At 36.7% G+C, this 23,971-nt stretch carries 2 protein-coding genes (1 of these 2 cut by a window edge); both read left to right on the top strand.

Annotation, left to right across the window (positions count from 1 at the left end):
- The first annotated feature begins 1 nt into the window (after position 1).
- Complete coding sequence (locus tag ACAM30_RS20225) at positions 2-15,136, top strand: amino acid adenylation domain-containing protein (protein WP_369616316.1); 15,135 nt, start codon at positions 2-4, stop codon at positions 15,134-15,136.
- A 13-nt stretch (positions 15,137-15,149) separates the two neighbouring features.
- Positions 15,150-23,971, top strand: the 5' portion of a protein-coding gene (locus tag ACAM30_RS20220) for an amino acid adenylation domain-containing protein (protein WP_369616315.1). 4,045 nt of this gene lie beyond the right edge of the window; only the first 8,822 of its 12,867 coding nucleotides appear in the window; it begins with the start codon at positions 15,150-15,152; its stop codon lies off the right edge, out of view.

The following is a 23,971-nucleotide window of genomic DNA, read 5'->3' as shown; positions in this document are numbered from 1 at the left end:
AATGCCACTAATAAAATCGACTAATCTAGAAGAAGTAACTTCGAAAGAAACCTTAGTTAAAGTTTTAATTAATCATATTAATCAAGCTCCCAATAAGGTTATTTATAGATTTTTAGAAAATGGGGAAGAAGAAAGTGATCGCAGAACTTTTCAGGATTTATATGATAATGCAAAACGTATTGCGTCTCATATTTTAGAATATGCAAATCCCGGAGATCGTGTTTTACTTTTATATCCGTCAGGATTAGATTTTATAGATGCCTTTGTAGGCTGTTTAATGGCAGGAGTGATTGCAGTTCCAGCTTTTCCACCACAAGGGAAACGAAGAGTGGGGAGATTGGAAAATATTGCTGTAGATTGTAAAGCTACTCTCATTTTGACTATAGAGAGTATATACGTTAAAACAATTAGTTGGTTTGATAATGAAATTTTTGCAGATGTAAAATGGTTGCAAACGAACCTCTTAACTCATAGTTTGGACAAAGAGTTTCCTGTTGTATTACCAAGAGATACAGCTTTTCTTCAATATACTTCGGGATCAACAGGTGATCCAAAAGGAGTTATGGTCACACATTCTAATATTGTCCATAATAATAAATTGATGGAAAATTGTTTTCATCAAAATTTTAACTCAGTAGGAGTTAGCTGGTTACCTATTTATCATGATATGGGACTTGTAGGGAATATTCTTCAGGCTTTATATGTAGGCTTTGAAATGAATATTATGCCTCCAACTGCCTTTATACAAAAACCTCTTCGATGGTTAAAAATTATTTCAGATTATAAAGCGACTTTTAGTGGAGGACCTAATTTTTCATATGATTTGTGTGTTAATCAAATTAAGGAAGAGGATTTAAAAGGACTCGATTTAAGCAGTTGGTCAGTTGCCTATAATGGATCAGAACCAATTAGACCAGAAACCATAAATAATTTTACTACTAGTTTTAGTTTAGTTGGATTTAGCAGCACGCAGTTAATTCCATGCTATGGAATGGCGGAAACGACTCTTATCGTTAGTTGTTCTAATTTTAATTCAGTACCTAAAGTCTTATTATTAGATAAAGAAAATTTTCATTTAGGAAAAGTAAAACTTTTAAATAAAGAAAATAAAAATTCGAATACCATTGAATTTATAGGTAATGGACCAGTTTTAGAAGAATTGGCAATTAAGATTGTCAATCCCGATACTAAGATCTTATGTGAGGAAAATGAAATAGGTGAAATTTGGATTAGTGGGGAAAGCGTTGCAAAAGGTTATTGGCAAAGGGAAGAATTGACTAAAGATTTTTTTCAGGCACGAATTCAGAATTCGGATGTAAACTTTAGTGCAGACGAAACAGAGTATTTGCGAACAGGCGATATGGGGTTTTTAATGAATGAGCAACTTTTTATAACGGGTCGTTTAAAGGAGATGATGATCATTAATGGAGTAAATCATTTTCCACAAGATATAGAACGTGTTGTACAACAATCTCATATTGATTTGCAAGACAATGCAGGTGCAGCATTTTGTATAGAGGCAAATGGGAAAGATCAATTAGTTGTTGTTCAGGAAATTAAAAGAACGTCAATGAGGGGCTATGATTTTGATTTCATTGCTAAGCGCATAGTTGATAGTGTATTTGAGCAACATGAATTAGCTATATATGGAATTGTATTGGTTGAACCGGGAAAAGTTGAAAAAACGTCAAGTGGGAAAATTAAACGATTAGCCACAAAAAAATTATATGAGTCTGCTACTATTGATGGAGTAATGGATCAATGGGTTCGAGGACAAAGCATTAATAATGAACAGTTACAAGAGAACGAAATAGTAAAAGCACCAACGTTATCTAATGATGTAGAAACGTTTTTACGAGAAGCTGTAGCAACCGAATTAAACGTAGACATATTAGAAATTAATGCTCATACTTCGTTTTCAGAATTAGGTGTAGGTTCTTTAAACATCATAAGACTGATTGGGATAATACATAAAGAATACGGAGTAGAACCTCCAATTCGCAAGATGTTTGAAGATTTGACGAATATAGATGCAATTAGAAAATACATTACTCAGGAAAAGGGACAAACGGAAGCCATATCTGACAATCTGGTAGAGATTAATGAGCCATTTCATACGAATATTTCTTCTGGTTTGCCGACAAGTTCAAATGAAAAGATTCATACTGGCGCGGATTCTACAACCGATAGTACCGACTTTATTACAATCAGAGATCTGTTAGTGGAACAGAATCGTATTCTTGAACAACAAAATCAAATCATTTTGGAGTTTTTAAAGATTTTTAAAACTTCAGAGAATACCAATAAACAGGGAACAGGTGTAAGCGTCGCTGAGATTTCTGAAACTACAAACCTATTTGATAGTATAAAAAAAAAAATAATAACTAAAGAAGAAATCAGTCAGACGGGATCATTTGACGGTAAAGATTTTTTTTTAGAAAAATTACCAAAAAAACAGGAAGAACAGCAAGAATCAAATATTTCTAAGGTCAATTTGACTTTGACACAACAGAAGTTTAATCTTCTTCATCAAATTGACCCGGAAAGATCTTTAGCATATAATCAATCTTTCAGCTTACAGATGAAAGGTAAAATAGATGCGTCATTGCTGAAAATAGCAGTATATAATTTCGTAGATACACATAATATTTTAAGAACTCGGGTATCAGAAGACGGAGTACACTTAATTTTCGATTCCTCTATTACTTTACCAATAGAAGAAATAGATTTTTCAAAAGATGGATTAGATCAACAGGAAAAGGCATATAAAGCTTTAGTTGATGTAAACATGCATACTGCATTCTCATTTACAAAAGGGCCTCTTGTGCGACTACAGTTAGTAAGATTTTCTTCAGAAGAGACTGTTTTAGTTGTGACGATGCACCACATAATAGCAGATGGATGGTCCTGTGCTTTATTTATTAAAGGAATTACAAATAACTACAATTCGTTATTTCAGGGAAAGAAACTGGACTTATTACAGTCCGTTGGTTTTAATGAGTATACAAAATGGTTAGAAAATAAATTGAGTAGTGATGCCTGGAAGGTTCATGAAGAGTATTTTATAAATAAGTTTTCTAAAAAATCTTTTAATATAATACTTCCGTTTGATAACAGTGTATCTCAATACGGGAATGCAGGTAAGTCCGTTTCTTTACGTATTCCTGCGGAAGATATTCTTAGATACAAAAAATGGAGCAGCCAGCAAAATTTAACACTTTTTATGACATTTTTGTCGGCATTCGAACTCTTGTTATGCAAAATAACGGAGAAAAATGAGCTTATTATTGGTATTCCCACAGGTGGCAGAACAATGCCGGATATACAGGAGGCAATTGGAGATTTCTCTCATTTTATGCCTTTTTTAATATCCCATAATTCTAAGGATTCTTTAACAGAATATGTAAAGGATCTAAAAAATAGAATATATGAAACCTATGAGCATCAGGAATATCCTTATGCTAGTTTTATGGAATTGCTCCAAAAAGAGACTGATATAAAATATGATAACTGGGTAAATGTTGTTTTCAATTTTAATGTTAGTGTTTCTAATATTGATATGGAAAGTGTAGACTTACAGGTAGTGCATAATAAGCCAGTTTACAGTGATTTTGATTTAATGTTTAATGCCATTGAGGAATCGGGAGATTTAGTTCTTTCTCTGGATTACAGAGAATCTTTCTTAAGCAGTAAATTGGCAAAAGATATTTTAGACTGTTATCAATTTATTTTAAATCAAATCATTGAAAGCAATGGAGGCAGTATAGGAAATATACAATTGTTATCTGAAGATGAAGAAGAGCAACAACTAAAGCATTTTAATAATACAGAAGTATTATTTCCAAAAGATAAAACGATAGTTGATTTGTTTGAAGAACAAGTATTGCGAATGCCGGAAAGCATTGCAGTTGTTTTTGGAAAAAAAGAATTGACATATAAAGCGTTAGATGAAAAATCAAATCAGATAGCCCATTATTTGATAGGTAAAGGACTAAGTCCGGAAGATTTGGTAGGTATTTGTGTCAATCGTTCTTTTGATATGATTATAGCGGTGTTTGGGGTCTTAAAGGCAGGCGGAACTTACGTTCCTATAGATGCCGAGTATCCTGAAGAGCGCATTCATTATATAATTGAAGACAGTAACACCACTTTTTTCATAACAGATCATGCTCATGAATTTTTAGCTGCCGAAAACAAGAAAATACAAATTATTACAACAGATGATAATTGGAACTCAATAGGTAAACAACCGTTAAGCAAGGTTGATACTATTATCAATGGTGATCAGTCTGTTTATGTTATTTATACATCAGGTTCTACAGGCAGACCTAAAGGAGTTGTCATTAACCATACGAGTTTATTGAATATGGCTTTGTGTTGGGAGTCATCTTATCATTTGGATAGTGATACTTGCTTATTGCAAATGGCAAGTTTTTCTTTTGATGTGTTTTCCGGCGATTTATGCCGAAGTTTATTATTTGGAGGCAGAATGGTACTTTGTCCTTCAGATGCCAGGTTGGATCCGGCTAGACTTTATGATCTTATTTTAGAAAAGGGTATTACTATATTAGAAGGTACGCCAGGTTTAGTGATTCCATTGATGGATTATATCTACGAGCAAAGTTTAGATTATGCTTGGATGAAGCTCTTAATTTTGGGATCTGATGTATGTAATATTAATGACTTTAAAAGAGTATACAGCAGGTTTGGTCACGCTATGCGAATCATTAATAGTTATGGTACTACTGAAACAACTATTGATAGCTCTTATTTTGAAACTGATAATGTTGAGATTCTTGATGGTTTAGTGAATGTCCCTGTTGGTAAGCCTTTATGGAATAATAGTTTTTATATACTCAACACTTCTGAGTCATTAGTACCTATAGGAGTAATTGGTGAATTGTGTATTGGCGGAGCGGGAGTAGCCCGTGGCTATTTAAACAAGGAAGAATTAACCCGTGAAAAATTTGTAGCGAATCCTTTTAAAACAGGAGAGCGAATGTACAAAACGGGTGATTTAGCGCGTTGGTTACCTGATGGTAATTTGGAATTTATAGGCAGGAAAGACGATCAGGTTAAGATTCGTGGATATCGTATAGAATTAGGTGAGATTGAGAACGCATTATCATTGCTTCCCGAAGTTACACAATGTTGCGTATTGGCCAGGGAAGATGTAAATGGTGCAAAACGCTTAATAGGTTATGTAGTTTTAGAAGGAGCATTAGACAAAGAGCAATTACAAAACCAATTAAAACAAAGCCTGCCAGAATATATGATTCCTATGATCTGGATTGCATTAGATGCAATGCCATTAACCAGTAATGGAAAACTAGATAAAAAGGGATTGCCAGATCCGGATAGCTCAGAGTTATCAAGTAAAGAATATGCCGAACCAACTACAGATTTAGAATTACAACTAGTTAATTTATGGCAAGAGTTATTAGGTGTTGAAAGAGTTGGTATTCATGATGATTTCTTTGAACTGGGAGGTCATAGTTTATTAGCAACACGCTTAGTTTCTATAATTCGTAAAGAGTTGACAATAGAAGTTTCTATTCGGGAAATATTTATCCATACTACGGTTTCTAAGTTGGGAACTTTTGTGTCTGCTCAATCCGAAGGTGTAATCTTACCTACAATTACGGTACAGGATCGTCCAGCCCGTATTCCTTTATCCTTTAGTCAGGAGCGATTATGGTTTTTGGATAAGTTACAAAGCAGTACAGATTATCACATACCTGTAGTTCTTCATTTAGAGGGACCTTTAGATATATCCATATTAGAAAAAACTTTACAGCAAATTGTTTATCGTCATGAGGTATTACGAAGCGTACTTCTTTCAGAGCATGGAATTGGTTATCAGGAAATTATCAGTGCAGAAAACTGGTCATTGGATAGAGAAATTGTATCAGATGAAGTATTATTACAAAGTAATATAGCAGACTACCTGAAGAAACCTTTTGATTTATCTAAGGATTACATGCTAAGATGTTGCTTATATGATTGTGGGAACGAAAAACATGTACTGGCCAGTGTATTCCATCATATTGCCAGTGATGGTTGGTCCGGTGGGGTCTTAGTCAATGAGTTTATGAAGTTGTATAATATACTTCAATTAGATCGAACAGCAAGTCTTCCAAAATTGAGTTTGCAGTATGCAGACTATGCCATTTGGCAACGAAAATATGTAGTAGATACTGCTTTAGAAGAGCAATTATCTTATTGGGAAGAGAAGCTGCAAGACGTTAGCACTTTAGCATTGCCAATGGATTATGCACGCCCTTCAGTACATAGCACAATTGGAGCTTCTATATCTTCTGTATTAGATAAAACGTTAACAGCATCCTTAGATTTCTTATGCCGATCAGAAGGTGTTACGCTGTTTATGTTTTTATTATCAGCCTTCAAAGTTTTATTGTCTCGTTATAGTGGGCAGTCTGATATTTGTGTGGGAACACCAATTGCAAATCGTACGCAATTGGAGTTAGAAGACATGATTGGCTTTTTTGTAAACACTATTGCTCTTCGCAGTGATTTAAGTGGAAACCCAAGTTTTAGTAATTTATTAGCAAGGGTAAAACAGACAACCTTAGAGGGATATGACCATCAATTAGCTCCTTTTGAAAAGGTAGTAGATCGTGTGGTTACTACTCGTGACATGTCTATGAATCCTTTGTTTCAAGTACTTTTTGTGTTACAGAATACGCCTGATGCATCTCGAGAATTGAGTTTAGAGAATATTAAGATTTCAAATTATAAGTTTGATAACATTACCTCTCAATTTGATTTGATGTTAAATGTATTTGAGGATAATAATGGTATTTCATTGGACATGTCATATTGCACCGCTTTATTTGATAAGGCTACAATCGAGAGTATGCTGCTGCATTATCAGGAATTATTGCAAAGTATTGTAAGCAATATCAAACAACCGATAAGTACTCTGTCGATGCTTAGCCAGGCAGAAGAGCATCAATTATTGAATGTTTTCAATAACACTGAAGCTGCCTATCCATCAGATAAAACAATTGTTGATTTATTTACCGAGCAGGTTAAACAAACACCAACGGCTATTGCAGTTGTTTATGAAGATGCAAAACTAACCTACAAAGAATTAGACGAGCGCTCCAATCAGTTGGCACACTATTTACGCGAGCAGGGTGTAAAACCCGATACTCTTGTAGGGATCTGTCTGGAGCGCAGTTTAGAAATGCTAATTGGTATTTTGGGAATCTTAAAATCAGGAGGCGCTTATGTTCCTATTGATCCGGAGTATCCAACAGATCGTATCGCTTATATGCTTAAAGATGCTGGTATTGATTTGGTTTTAAGCAGTCAAACCAGTTGTAATGTTATAAACAGAGGTGAGGATATATCCGTTCTGTGTCTGGATAAAGATTGGGATCTTATCTCAGGTTATCCAACAGTAGAGCTTAGTACTGTGCTGACGGCCTCTAATTTAGCATATGTGATATATACCTCAGGAAGCACCGGTACACCTAAGGGAGTTTTGATAACGCATAAAAATGTAGTTCGATTATTTAAAAACGAATCCCCGTTATATGATTTTGGGTCCGGTGATGTCTGGACTTTGTTTCATTCCTTTTGTTTTGATTTCTCAGTATGGGAAATGTATGGCGCCTTATTGCATGGAGGCCGTTTAGTGGTTGTTCCTAAGGCCCTAACAAAAGATGCTGTTTCTTTTAAGGAATTATTAATAAAAGAAGGTGTAACAGTTTTAAACCAGACACCAGGTTCATTTTACGTACTTCAGGAAGAATTTTTATCCAAAAGCTCATCACATTCTCTGCGTTATGTAATTTTTGGAGGAGAGGCTCTGAATTCTACTTATTTGGAAAGATGGAAGCGTTCTTATGCAGATTGTAAACTAATCAACATGTATGGCATCACAGAAACAACTGTACATGTCACTTACAAAGAGATTACAGAGACAGATACACAGAGTCTGATCAGTAATATAGGTACTGCAATTCCAACATTAGGATGTTACATAGTGGATGCTCATTTAAATTTGGTTCCCATAGGAGTAGAAGGAGAATTGTGTATCTCGGGAGCAGGAGTAGCACGAGGTTATTTAAATAGAGAAGACTTAACCAATGAGAAGTTTATAGCGAATCCGTTTAGTGCGGATAAAACTTCCAGATTATACCGATCGGGTGATTTAGCACGCTGGCTTCCGGATGGTAACATAGAATATATCGGCAGAAAAGACGATCAGGTTAAAATTCGCGGCTATCGAATAGAATTAGGCGAGATCGAAAACGCCTTGTCTTCTTTAGCGGGTGTAAATCAATGTTGTGTTCTGGCTAAAGAAGATACAGCAGGTAATAAACGTCTGGTTGGTTATGTAGTTTTAGAAGGAGCATTGAACAAAGAGCAATTACAAAACCAATTAAAATTAAGTCTGCCACAATACATGGTTCCCCAATTATGGGTGGCATTAGATACAATGCCATTAACCGGTAACGGAAAGCTGGATAAAAAAGCATTACCGGATCCGGATGGTTCAGGGCTATCGAGTAAAGAATATGTAGCGCCCCGCAACGAAACAGAAACCCAATTAGCTGAAATCTGGCAAAATCTGTTAGGAGTAGAACGAGTAGGAATTCATGATAATTTCTTCGAACTCGGAGGTCATAGTTTACTGGTAGTTCAATTGATATCCCGTCTGCAGACGTTAGATTTTAATATCGCAGTTAAAGATATTTTTGCAGGCCCAACTATAGCTTCTATTGGTGATAAGCTATCTTCGATATCGTTTGTTTACACTGTTCCTGCTAATGGAATTTTAGCAACAAGTGATTGTATCACACCATTGATGGTTCCTTTACTTGATTTTGAGCAAAACGATTTAGATAAGATAGTGGCAATGGTTCCAGGTGGTTTTTCAAATATTGAAGACATCTATCCTTTATCTCCATTACAAGAAGGGATTTATTTTCACCATCTTATGAGCAATGCTGTTCAGGGAGATCCTTATATTCTTTCGGGTTTACTTTCATTTTCTGATTCAAAAAAGCGTACAGACTTTATTGAAGCCTTACAGTTTGTGGTGAATCGCCATGATATTTTGCGTACCTGTTTTTTAAGTGCTGATTTACCTGATGTTGTTCAGGTAGTATTGCGAGAAGCTGTTTTATCAGTAGAGTTATTAGAGAGTTCAAACTTGGATAATTCCAAAGCTATTTTACCACAGTTGAAAGTATTGGCAACTTCAGGCACTCATTGGATGGATACCTCTAAGGCTCCATTACTGGAATTGAAAGTAACAGATGATCCTGAGAACGAATCATATTATCTGGTAGTCTATTATCACCATTTAATAATGGACCATGTTGGTTTAGAGAAAATCATGGAAGAGGTAATGGTACACCTGTCAGGAGAAGGGGAAAATCTTTCAGTTCCTTTTTTATATCGGGATTTTATTGGGCATACTTTGCATGCACAATCAGTCAGCGATGGAGAGTCTTATTTTAGGTCATTATTGGGAGCAATTAATGAACCTACCTATCCATTTAATTTATCAAATGCCTTAGGAGATGGTACAAAAATTGAAGAGGCCACAGTTACCCTTTCTAAAGATTTAAGTACAGCATTGCGGACTACTTGTGTCCATTTAAGTATTAGTCCTGCTGTATTGTTTCATGCGGCTTTCGGATTGGTAATAGCAAGATGCAGTAATAAGCAGTATGCGGTGTTTGGCTCCTTATTTTCTGGACGTTTGCAAGGCTCTTTAGGTGCGGCAGATTCTTTAGGTTTGTTTATCAATACACTACCAGTTGCTTTGGAATTAAAAGGCAGTGTTATGGAGTATTTAGAGGAAGTTAAGTTAAGATTAGGAGAATTGTTATCTTATGAGCAAACTCCTTTACCTTACATTCAGGATTGGAGTGGTATTTCCAATCAAATGGCTCTTTTCAGTGCTTTATTAAATTACCGTCATTCTTCAGCAGTAGAAGAGGGTAATATGAAAAATTTGGGGATAACGCTAATTGATGATTATGAACGAACGAACTATCCTTTTAACTTTATTGTAGATGATTTTGGTATTGATTTTGGATTAACAGCACTTGTGGATGTGAACATTGGAGCAGGTCGTATACTTCAATTCATGGAACAATCATTAATTCAACTTATAGATGGCTTAACTTTTGAAAAAGAAGTAAGCATAAATACGTTGAATATCCTGTCTAATAAAGAAAAACACCAACTATTAGATGTTTTTAATGACACTGATGCTGTATATCCAGTAGATAAGACCATAATAGATTTATTTGTCGAACAGGTTAAACAAACACCAAATGCTATCGCAATTCTTTATAAGGACGTGGAACTAACTTATAAAGAATTAGATAAACACTCCAATCAATTGGCTCATTATTTATTATCAAATAATAGTATTATTGCAGATAGTCTAATAGGAGTAGTTTTAGAGCGCAGTGAATGGTTAATTATTTCATTTCTTGCGATATTGAAAACAGGTGCAGCTTATGTACCAATAGATTCCAATTTTCCGGAAGAAAGAAAAGAATACATAAAGAAAGATAGTAACTGTTCTATTGTTATAGATGATTTAGTACTGGAAACATTCAAAAAGAATTGCTCCGATTACTCTGGTGACTTACCTGAAATAAATATCAGCTCTGATAATTTGGCATACATTATTTACACTTCGGGTAGTACGGGTAAACCAAAAGGGGTAATGATTGAACATCGAAATATTGTCAATACAATACTATCTCAGATTTCTGCTTTTTCAATTACCAATAAGGATAGCTGTCTGCAATTTGCGAGTATTTCGTTTGATGCTTCTATTTGGGAGATAGGTATTTCTCTTTTGAGTGGCAGTCGCTTATGCATTATAAAAGAAGAAGCAAAATCAGATGTTACCTTTTTTAGAAACTTTATAGCAAATAATGCTATTACTTTTGCAACCTTGCCACCGGCTTTTTTACAATTATTAGCTGTTGACGATATAAAAAGTATTAAAACTCTGGTTACTGCAGGAGAGTCAATACCTTTAGAAGTAGCGAAGAGATTTTCTGAGCATTACAACTACATTAACGCTTACGGACCTACAGAAGCAAGTATTTGTTCTACGACTTTCCAGGGAGGTATAAAAAATAGGGTATCCATTGGGAAACCTATTGATAATACTCAGGTGTATGTGATGAATGAGGAACACAATCTTTTACCTGTTGGAGTAGTAGGTGAATTATGTGTGGGAGGAGCAGGAGTAGCACGAGGTTATTTAAATCTGGAACAATTAACCAAAGAAAAATTTATAAACAATCCTTTTATTGAAGGAGAGCGAATTTATAAAACAGGAGATTTGGCACGCTGGTTACCAGATGGCAACCTTGAATTTATAGGCAGAAAAGATGATCAGGTTAAAATTCGGGGCTATCGTATTGAATTAGGAGAGATTGAAAATGTATTATCATCATTATCAGGAGTTGCCCAGTGTTGCGTTTTAGCCAAAGAAGATCCAAATAACTCCAAACGTTTAGTTGGTTATGTGGTACCTGAGGGTGATTTTGATAAAGAAATAGTACAAAACCAATTAAAGCTAAGTTTACCTGAGTATATGGTTCCACAATTGTGGGTGACTTTAGAAGTAATGCCATTAACCACTAATGGTAAGCTGGATAAAAAAGCATTGCCAGATCCGGAAAACTCAGAGTTGTCAACCAGTAAATATATTGCTCCTCGAAACGAAATAGAGAATCAATTAGTAACGATTTGGCAGGGATTATTGGGTATAGAAAACATAGGGATTCATGATAATTTCTTTGAGCTTGGAGGGCATAGTTTATTAGCTACTCGTTTGGTTTCCATGATTCGAAAAAAGTTATGTATAGAAGTTACTATCAAGGAAATATTTGAACATACCACAATCACCGAATTAGCAGCTCATGTATCCGTCCAGTCAGAAGGAGTTTTATTGCCAAATATTATTGTAGAGGATCGTCCTGTTCGCATTCCTTTATCCTTTAGTCAGGAACGATTATGGTTTTTGGATCAGTTGCAAGGCAGTACAGAATATCACATCCCTATTGTTCTTCGTTTAGAAGGCGTATTAGAAGTATCGGTACTGAAGCAAACCTTGCAGGAGATTGTTTCCCGTCATGAGGTTTTACGCAGTATGCTTCTTTCAGAAGAAGGAATTGGTTATCAGGAAATTATCAGCGCTAAAAACTGGTCATTGGATCAATTGGAAATAAAAAACAGATCAATGTCCGAAAGCAGTCTTCGGGATTATCTGATGCGTCCTTTTGATTTATCGAAAGATTACAAGCTACGAGCATGTTTGTATGATCTTGGAGACAATCAATATGTCTTAGCAATTGTATTTCATCATATTGCCAGTGATGGCTGGTCAGGAGGAATCCTGACCAATGAGTTTATGGAATTGTACAATGCTCTGCAATTTGGTAAGACGGCCGCTTTACCAGAGCTTAGTTTACAGTACACAGATTATGCGATCTGGCAGCGCAAGTATTTAGAAGGAATTATTTTAGAGAACCAGTTGTTGTATTGGGAGGAGAAATTGAAAGGTGTTGGTACTTTATCGTTACCAACAGATCATATACGTCCTTCTGTGCAGAGTAGTGTGGGAGCGAGTGTTTCTTTTGTACTGGATAATGAACTAAGCGCTTCATTGGAGTCAGTATGCAAAGAAGAGGGAGTAACTTTGTTCATGTTGTTTTTGTCCATTTTTAAGGTTTTGTTGTTCCGATATACAGGACAGGAGGATGTTTGTGTAGGAACCCCTATAGCTAACCGTACACAATCGGAGTTAGAGGGCATGATAGGTTTTTTTGTCAATACGCTGGCACTTCGAAGTGATTTGAGCGGTGATCCTAGCTTCAGAGAGCTATTGACAATGGTCAAGCAGACTACTTTGGAGGGATACGACCATCAGTTAGTTCCTTTTGAGAAAGTAGTCGATCGTGTAGTTACTACCCGGGATATGAGCATGACCCCTTTGTTCCAAGTGATGTTTATAGTACAGAACGCATCAGTAACGAATAAAAAATTAGATTTAGAGGGGGTTGTGGTATCAGATTATGAGTTTGATATGGTTACTACACAGTTTGATTTGACATTGAATGTATCAGAAGGAGAGGAAGGAATTTCACTGAACATAAATTACAGTACTGCCTTGTTTGAAAAGACAACAATCGATCGAATGCTGTTGCATTATCAAGAGTTGTTAAAAAGCGTCGTAGCCGATACTTCCAAGTCTTTGGGCAATCTGTCAATGCTTACCAAAGAAGAAAAACATCAATTATTGGATGTTTTTAATAAAACTGATGTCGCATATCCAAAAGATAAGACTGTAATTGATTTATTCACTGAACAGGTTAAACGAACACCAGCTGCTATTGCAGTTGTTTATAATGGTGAGGAACTAAGTTATAAAGAATTAGACCAACGTTCGAATCAGTTGGGACATTATTTGCAAGAAAAAGGAGTTAAACGAGATGCTCTTGTTGGTATTTGTTTGGAACGTAGTTTAGAGATGTTTATTAGTATTCTGGGAATCTTAAAATCGGGAGGTGCTTATGTTCCAATCGATCCGGATTTCCCAAGAGATCGTATAAATTACATGCTTACAGATGCTGGTATTGATTTGGTGTTAAGCAGTGAGTTAAGCCGTACAGTTATAGATAAACGTGAAGGTTTATCAGTTTTATCTTTAGACAGTGATTGGGATCTTATCTCGAACTGCTCAAAAAGTGAATTGAGTTCTCTGTTATCGCCTTCTAATTTGGCATATGTTATTTACACTTCGGGAAGTACAGGTGTTCCTAAAGGAGTTCCTGTTGTTCATACCAGTTTAGTTAATTTCTTGTTGAGTATGATTAATGGTTTAAGAATGAGTGATTTAAATTCGTTTCTATCAGTGACAACATACACTTTTGATATTTTTTATTTAGAATTTTTCACTCCTTTATTATTAGGAGCTAAAGTTATCATGTTAGATAGCATTTCCATAAAAGATGCAGATAAACTTCAATCTTTTATAGCGGATTACCGCCCTGATTTTATGCAGGCGACACCATCAACCTGGCAAATGCTTATTGATAATAACTGGGACAATAAAGAAGGAGTTACAATTTTAACCGGAGGAGAAGCAATTAAGGAATCTTTAAAGGATAGCCTTACTACTATAAGCAATTTTGTTTGGAATCTATATGGTCCAACAGAGGCTACTATTTGGGTTACAGCGCAAAGATTAAATCGTTTTCAAAAAGTAAATATAGGAAGAGCGATTGATAATGTTAAGATATACATAGTAGATAATTATAATAAGATAGTGCCATTAGGAGTAATTGGAGAATTGTGTATAGGAGGCGTTCAGGTAGCAAGAGGGTATTTAAACCGAGAAGAATTAACAAATGAGAAGTTTATATCGAATTTGTATAAAGAGGGAGAACGAGTTTATAGAACAGGCGATTTGGCACGTTGGTTACCTGATGGTAATATTGAGCTTGTAGGAAGAAAAGACGACCAGGTTAAGATTAGAGGTTATCGTATAGAATTGGGCGAGATTGAAAACGTCTTGTCTTCTTTACCAGGAGTAGCACAATGTTGTGTATTGGCTAGGGAAGATTCAGGTGGTAGCAAGCGTCTAGTTGGTTATGTTATTCCTGAGGGAGATTTCGATAAAGAAGTATTACAAGAACAATTAAAGATAAGTTTGCCGGAATATATGGTTCCCCAATTGTGGGTGACTTTAGAGGCAATGCCATTAACCAGTAATGGAAAGCTGGATAAAAAGTCATTACCAAATCTGGATGAGTCAGAATTATCAAGTAAAGAATATGTAGCACCACGCAACGAAACGGAAGCGCAGTTAGCAGAAATCTGGCAAGAATTATTAGGGATTGATAAGGTAGGAATTCATGATAACTTTTTTGAATTGGGAGGGCATAGTTTATTGGCAACCCGCTTAGTGTCTATGATTCGTAGAGAACTGTTAATAGAAGTATCTATTCGAAACATTTTCAGATTTAATACTGTAGAAGAGTTGGCATCATATATCATCTATAAACTAGTCAACTCTACTGATACTAAAAATGATTATAGTATAAACATTGAATTATAATTTAATAATGCACATGGAATTTTCAAGTTTTTTTGAAAGATTAAATAAAGAAGGAATAAAATTAGTATTAAACGGTGATTTATTAAGTGTTAAATCTAATACCAACATAGATCCGGCCATACTTTTGGAGATCAAAACTAATAAGGAATTAATTATTCAATATCTAAAAAAGTATCAGGATGAAAATACAACAGAAGAATTATTAAAAAAGATTACTCCTTACAATAGGAATACTTTTACTAAAATTCCACTATCGTTTAGTCAGGAGCGTTTATGGTTTTTGGATCAGTTTGGCGGTAGTGCAGAATATAACATGCCCATTGTGCTGCATTTAGATGGAAGAGTAAGTATTTCAATTTTAGAAGAAGCATTACAGACCATTGTTTCGCGTCATGAGGTCTTACGCAGTATGCTTTTATCAGAAGAAGGCATTGCTTATCAGCAAATCATCAGTGCAGAAGGCTGGTCACTAGATACAGAGATTATATCGGATGAATTATTAAAAAATCAGATTGCCCACTATATCAACCAACCTTTTGATTTATCAAAAGATTACAAACTGCGAGCGTGTTTGTACACTTTAGGGAATCAGAAATATGTGTTGGTATGCGTGTTTCATCATATTGCCAGTGATGGCTGGTCAGAGGGAATTTTGGTGAATGAGTTTACACAATTATATAGTGCATTACAATCCAACAGCACACCTAATCTACCAACACTTCATTTACAATATGCTGATTATGCGATTTGGCAGCGCAACTATTTAGAAGGAGCAGTTTTAGAGGATCAGTTGTCGTACTGGGAATCCAAACTAAGTGGCGTAAGTACTTTGTCCTTACCAACAGATTATCCCCGTCCTTCGGTTCCGAGCAATGCGGGAGCAGCTGTCTCTTTAGTCTTAGATCAGAAGCTGAGCGCATCATTAAACACGATCTGTAAAGAGGAGGGAGTAACCTTGTTTATGCTTTTATTATCCGCTTTTAAGATCTTGTTGTCGCGTTACAGTGGTCAGGAAGATATTTGTGTTGGAACACCAATTGCAAATCGAACGCAAGCGGAATTAGAAGGAATGATTGGCTTTTTTGTCAACACCTTGGCGCTTCGCAGTGATTTGAGCGGCGATCCGAGTTTTAAGGATGTGTTGTCAAGAGTAAAACAAACCACTTTAGAAGGTTACGACCATCAGTTAACCCCATTTGAGAAGGTGGTAGATCGTGTGGTTACAAGCCGTGATAGGAGCATGAGTCCGCTGTTTCAGGTGATGTTTGTATTACAAAATGAGGGAGATAATCAAGTCCAAAAAGAGAACAAATTAAATAATATTATTATTTCTGAATATGAGTTTGATACGGTTAGTTCTAAGTTTGATTTGACATTTAGTGCATCAGAAAATAACAATGGTATTTCATTAGCGGTAAATTATTGCACAGCTTTATTTGATAAGGCTACAATCGAGAGTATGCTGCTGCATTATCAGGAATTATTGCAAAGTATTGTAAGCAGTACCAAACAACCAATCAGTACTCTGTCCATGCTTAGCCAGGCAGAAGAGCATCAATTATTGAATGTTTTCAATAACACTGAAGCTGCCTATCCATCAGATAAGACAATAGTTGATTTATTTACCGAGCAGGTTAAGCAAACACCAACGGCTATTGCAGTTGTTTATGAAGATGCAAAACTAACCTACAAAGAATTAGACGAGCGCTCCAATCAGTTGGCACACTATTTACGCGAGCAGGGTGTAAAACCCGATACTCTTGTAGGGATCTGTCTGGAGCGCAGTTTAGAAATGCTAATTGGTATTCTTGGGATCTTAAAATCAGGAGGCGCTTATGTTCCTATTGATCCGGAGTATCCAACAGATCGTATCGCTTATATGCTTAAAGATGCTGGTATTGATTTGGTTTTAAGCAGTCAAACCAGTTGTAATGTTATAAACAGAGGTGAGGATATATCCGTTCTGTGTCTGGATAAAGATTGGGAACTTATCTCAGGTTATCCAACAGTAGAGCTTAGGACTGTATTGACGGCCTCTAATTTAGCATATGTGATATATACCTCAGGAAGTACCGGTACACCTAAGGGAGTGATGAATGAACATAGTGGTATTGTGAATCGTCTATTATGGACACAATCCCATTATCAGCTTAAGAGTGATGATGCAATTCTACAGAAAACCTCTTTTAGTTTTGATGTGTCGGTATGGGAATTTTTATGGGCTATTAGCTGTGGAGCACGATTGGTTTTTGCCAAACCCGAAGGACACAAAGATGTTGAATATTTAAAGCATATTATAGAAAAGGAAAACATCACAACGATTCATTTTGTTCCTTCGATGTTGAGAGTTTTCTTAGAAGATATTAATTTAGGAGACTGTAAATCGTTAAAACAGGTTCTGTGTAGTGGAGAGGCTTTACAAGTAGATCAGGTACTCTTATTTAAAGAAAAATTCAGGAATGTTCGATTAGATAACTTATATGGTCCTACAGAAGCTGCAATTGATGTGAGTTCATGGGAAGTACCTCTGGAAGATGTTTTATCTCAGGTTTTAATTGGAAAACCGGTAGCCAATACCAGTTTATATGTTTTAGATCATCAAAATCAATTAGTACCAATAGGTGTAATTGGTGAATTGTGTATTGGAGGAGCTCAGGTAGCCAGAGGATATTTGAACAAGGAAGAATTAACAAAGGAAAAATTTATAGCAAATCCATTCAAAGAGGGAGAGCGAATTTATAAGACAGGTGATTTAGCGCGTTGGCTTCCGGATGGAAACATAGAATACATCGGCAGAAAAGACGATCAGGTTAAAATCCGCGGCTATCGAATAGAATTAGGCGAGATCGAAAACGCCTTGTCTTCTTTAGCGGGCGTAAACCAATGTTGTGTTTTGGCCAAAGAAGATACAGCAGGCAATAAACGTCTGGTAGGTTATGTAGTTTTAGAAGGAGCATTAGACAAAGAGCGACTACAAAACCAATTAAAGTTGAGCTTACCGGAATACATGGTTCCTCAATTGTGGGTGACTTTAGAAAAAATGCCGCTCACCAGTAACGGAAAGCTGGATAAAAAAGCATTGCCGGATCCGGATGGTTCAGACTTATCGAGTACCGAATACGTCGCTCCGCGTAATGAGACAGAAGAGCAGTTGGCAGCAATCTGGCAAAACCTGTTAGGTGTAGAACAAATAGGAATTTATGATAACTTTTTCGAGCTCGGAGGTCACAGTTTACTGGCTACACGTTTAGTTTCAATGATCCGTAAGGCTTTGATGATAGAAGTATCCATCCGCGAAGTATTTGAACATGCCACAATCTCAGACTTAGGAACCCATATAGCGGCACAGTCTGAAGTGGTTTTATTACCAGGTATTGTTGCAGAAGAACGTCCGGCTCGTATTCCTTTATCGTTTAGTCAGGAACGATTATGGTTTTTGGATCAACTTCAAGGCAGTACCGAATACCATATCCCTATAGTTTTGAGTTTAGAAGGGGCCTTGGATATATCGCTGCTGGAGCAAACTCTGCATGGTATTGTTTCGCGCCATGAAGTCTTACGCAGCATGCTTTTATCAGAAGAAGGTATCGGTTATCAGCAAATCATCAGTGCAGAAGGCTGGTCACTGGATACGGATACGGTATCGGATGAATTAGTATTAAAAAATCATATCGCCCACTATGCCCATAAACCTTTTGATTTATCTAAAGACTATAAACTGCGCGCGTGTTTATACACCTTAGAGAATCAGAAATATGTTTTGGCCTGTGTTTTCCATCATATCGCCAGTGATGCCTGGTCGGGGGAAATCTTGGTTCATGAATTTATGGAACTATACAGTTCCCTTGAATCCAACAGCACCCCTAATCTACCAACACTTCATTTACAATATGCCGATTATGCCATTTGGCAGCGTAAACATTTAGAAGGAGCAGTTCTGGAGAATCAGTTATCGTACTGGGAATCCAAACTAAAAGGAGTAAGCACTTTATCCTTACCAACAGATTATGCCCGTGCTTTGGTTCCAAGCAATGCAGGAGCAGCTGTTTCTTTAGAGATAGACCAAAAGCTGAGTGCATCATTAAACACGATCTGTAAAGAAGAAGGCGTAACGATGTTTATGCTATTATTATCGGCTTTTAAAGTTTTATTATCGCGTTACAGCGGTCAGGAAGACATTTGCGTAGGAACGTCAATCGCCAATAGAACTCAATCGGATTTAGAGGGCATGATCGGCTTTTTTGTCAACACTCTGGCCCTTCGCAGTGATTTAAGCGGCAATCCGAGTTTTAAGGACCTATTGTCAAGAGTAAAACAGACCACTTTAGAGAGCTACGACCATCAGTTAGCCCCATTTGAGAAAGTAGTAGATCGGGTAATTACAACCCGTGATAGAAACATGAGTCCATTGTTTCAGGTATTGTTTTCTTTACAGAATAATCAGGAAAGCAACCCTGTTGCTCTAAAAGGTCTCAGCTTATCCTCTTATGATACCCAAGTGGTAAATTCTCAGTTTGACTTATTGTTCAATATATCAGAAAACCAGGGAGGTATCTCATTGAACATGGTATACAGCACCGCTTTATTTGAAAAAACAACAATAGAGCGAATGCTATTGCATTATCAGGAACTGTTACAAAATATTGCAAAGAATATTACAGAGCCTGTAAAAAACCTGTCTCTGCTTACCCCGGCAGAAGAGCATCAACTACTCAATGTATTCAATCACACAACTGCAGCATATCCATTAGATAAAACAATAGTTGATTTATTTGCAGAGCAGGTAAAGAAAACCCCGGCTGCTATTGCAGTTGTTTGTGGAGACGAAACATTAAGCTATCAGGAATTAGATGCAAAATCCAATGACCTGGCGCTATACTTACGAAATCACTACCATGTCACCTCCAATGATATTGTAGGTCTCATGTTAGATCGCAGTATCTGGTCTATTATTTCAATAATTGGAACACTAAAAGCGGGTGCTTGTTACCTTCCGATCGATAAAGAATATCCAGAGAATCGCAAATCTTTTCTAGTCAAAGATGCTAATGTAAAATTACTGATTATAGAATCGGAAAGCTTATTTGATGTAATAGAATATGCAGTTCCTATTTTTTCTATCGACGTAGAATTTGATAGCGTATTAAGCCAGGCTTCATCATTCCCGGCTTTAAAAACCAACACCATCCAATTATCAGATTTGGTTTATGTCATTTATACCTCAGGAAGTACAGGAAATCCAAAAGGAGTAATGATCGAGCATAACAGTTTGGTGAACTACTTATCGTACAGTATCTCACGTTATGGAGACGGGGATAACGCTCAGAGTTTCCCCCTATTTAGCTCCTTATCCTTTGATTTAACCCAGACCAGTATCTATTTGACACTTTTAACAGGAGGACAACTGCACATCTACAAAGATAATGATGTTAGCTCCGTATTGAAGGCCATTGTTTCAAATGATGCTATTACCTCTATAAAATTAACCCCGTCACATTTGTCCTTTTTCAGAGACTTAGGTCATTCTCCATTAAAAAGATTCATCATCGGTGGCGAACAATTAACCCATTCCGATCTGTCTCATTTAGGAGAATTAGATCCATCGGTTAAACTGTTTAACGAATATGGACCTACTGAATCCACTATTGGCTGTAGTGTATTAGAGGTTACTCACTATGAATCCTTAGATCGCATCCATATAGGCCGTCCAGTGGGAAACACCCATATCTATATAGTAAACGAGGCTTTAGGATTATTACCAATAGGAGTAACAGGAGAATTGTGTGTAGGAGGTATTCAGGTAGCGCGAGGATATTTAAATAGAGAAGAACTAACCAATGAGAAATTTATCGACAGCCCCTTTTTAGAAGGCGAACGAATGTATAAGACAGGGGATTTAGCACGCTGGCTTCCGGATGGTAACATAGAATATATCGGCAGAAAAGACGATCAGGTTAAAATTCGCGGTTATCGAATAGAATTAGGGGAGATTGAAAACGCCTTGTCTTCTTTAGCGGGTGTAAATCAATGTTGTGTTCTGGCTAAAGAAGATACAGCAGGCAACAAACGTCTGGTAGGTTATGTAGTTTTAGAAGGAGCATTAGACAAAGAGCAATTACAAAACCAATTAAAATTAAGTTTGCCTGAATACATGATTCCTCAATTATGGGTGGCATTAGATACAATGCCATTAACCGGTAACGGAAAACTGGATAAAAAAGCATTACCAGATCCGGATGGTTCAGGACTATCGAGTAAAGAATATGTAGCTCCTCGTAATGATACAGAAACACAGCTAGCCGGGATCTGGCAAAACCTGTTAGGGGTAGAACGAGTAGGAATTCATGATGATTTCTTTGAACTTGGAGGTCACAGTTTGCTCGCTACGCGTTTAGTTTCGATGATCCGTAAAGAACTCTCTAAAGAGATTGAAATTGCGGATGTTTTTGCCTATACCACGATTTCAGACTTAGAAACTCATTTATCATCTCAGTCAGAAGGTATTTTACTTCCGGTTATTACAGGGGGAGAGCGTCCGGAGCGTATTCCCTTATCGTTTAGTCAGGAACGACTATGGTTTTTGGATCAGCTTCAGGGCAGTACTGAATACCACATTCCGATAGTTCTGAGTTTAGAAGGCGCTTTAGAGATATCGCTGTTGGAACAAACCCTGCATGGTATTGTTTCGCGTCATGAGGTCTTACGCAGTATGCTTTTATCAGAAGAAGGCATCGCTTATCAGCAAATCATCAGTGCGGAAGGCTGGTCACTGAATACGGAGGTGGTGTCGGATGAATTAGTATTAAAAAATCAGATCGCCCACTATATCAACCAACCTTTTGATTTATCAAAAGATTATAAACTGCGAGCGTGTTTATACACTTTAGGGAATCAGAAATATGTGTTGGTATGCGTGTTTCATCATATCGCCAGTGATGGCTGGTCGGAGGGAATTTTGGTGAATGAGTTTACACAATTATATAGTGCATTACAATCCAACAGCATACCTAATCTACCAACACTTCATTTACAATATGCCGATTATGCGATTTGGCAGCGCAACTATTTAGAAGGAGCAGTTTTAGAGGATCAGTTGTCGTATTGGGAATCCAAACTAAGTGGCGTAAGTACTTTGTCCTTACCAACAGATTATCCCCGTCCTTCGGTTCCGAGCAATGCGGGAGCAGCTGTCTCTTTAGCTTTAGACCAGAAGCTGAGCGCATCATTAAACACGATCTGTAAAGAAGAGGGAGTAACCTTGTTTATGCTTTTATTATCCGCTTTTAAGATCTTGTTGTCGCGCTACAGTGGTCAGGAAGACATTTGTGTTGGAACACCAATTGCAAATCGAACGCAAGCGGAATTAGAAGGAATGATTGGCTTTTTTGTCAACACCTTGGCGCTTCGCAGTGATTTGAGCGGCGATCCGAGTTTTAAGGATGTGTTGTCAAGAGTAAAACAAACCACTTTAGAAGGTTACGACCATCAGTTAACCCCATTTGAGAAGGTGGTAGATCGTGTGGTTACAAGCCGTGATAGGAGTATGAGTCCGTTGTTTCAGGTGATGTTTGTATTACAAAATGAGGGAGATAATCAAGTCCAAAAAGAGAACAAATTAAATAATATTATTATTTCTGAATATGAGTTTGATACGGTTAGTTCTAAGTTTGATTTGACATTTAGTGCATCAGAAAATAACAATGGTATTTCATTAGTCTTAAACTATTGCACCGCTTTATTTGATAAGGCTACAATCGAGAGTATGCTGCTGCATTATCAGGAATTATTGCAAAGTATTGTAAGCAGTACCAAACAACCAATCAGTACTCTGTCGATGCTTAGCCAGGCAGAAGAGCATCAATTATTGAATGTTTTCAATAACACTGAAGCTGCCTATCCATCAGATAAAACAATTGTTGATTTATTTACCGAGCAGGTTAAACAAACACCAACGGCTATTGCAGTTGTTTATGAAGATGAAAAACTAACCTACAAAGAATTAGACGAGCGCTCCAATCAGTTGGCACACTATTTACGCGAGCAGGGTGTAAAACCCGATACTCTTGTAGGGATCTGTCTGGAGCGCAGTTTAGAAATGCTAATTGGTATTTTGGGAATCTTAAAATCAGGAGGCGCTTATGTTCCTATTGATCCGGAGTATCCAACAGATCGTATCGCTTATATGCTTAAAGATGCTGGTATTGATTTGGTTTTAAGCAGTCAAACCAGTTGTAATGTTATAAACAGAGGTGAGGATATATCCGTTCTGTGTCTGGATAAAGATTGGGATCTTATCTCAGGTTATCCAACAGTAGAGCTTAGTACTGTATTGACGGCCTCTAATTTAGCATATGTGATATATACCTCAGGAAGCACCGGTACACCTAAGGGAGTTTTGATAACGCATAAAAATGTAGTTCGATTATTTAAAAACGAATCCCCGTTATATGATTTTGGGTCCGGTGATGTCTGGACTTTGTTTCATTCCTTTTGTTTTGATTTCTCAGTATGGGAAATGTATGGCGCCTTATTGCATGGAGGCCGTTTAGTGGTTGTTCCTAAGGCCCTAACAAAAGATGCTGTTTCTTTTAAGGAATTATTAATAAAAGAAGGTGTAACAGTTTTAAACCAGACACCAGGTTCATTTTACGTACTTCAGGAAGAATTTTTATCCAAAAGCTCATCACATTCTCTGCGTTATGTAATTTTTGGAGGAGAGGCTCTGAATTCTACTTATTTGGAAAGATGGAAGCGTTCTTATGCAGATTGTAAACTAATCAACATGTATGGCATCACAGAAACAACTGTACATGTCACTTACAAAGAGATTACAGA

This window comes from Flavobacterium sp. CFS9 (genome assembly GCF_041154745.1).
GTDB lineage: Bacteria > Bacteroidota > Bacteroidia > Flavobacteriales > Flavobacteriaceae > Flavobacterium.
This window is presented reverse-complemented; position numbering and strand designations above follow the sequence as displayed.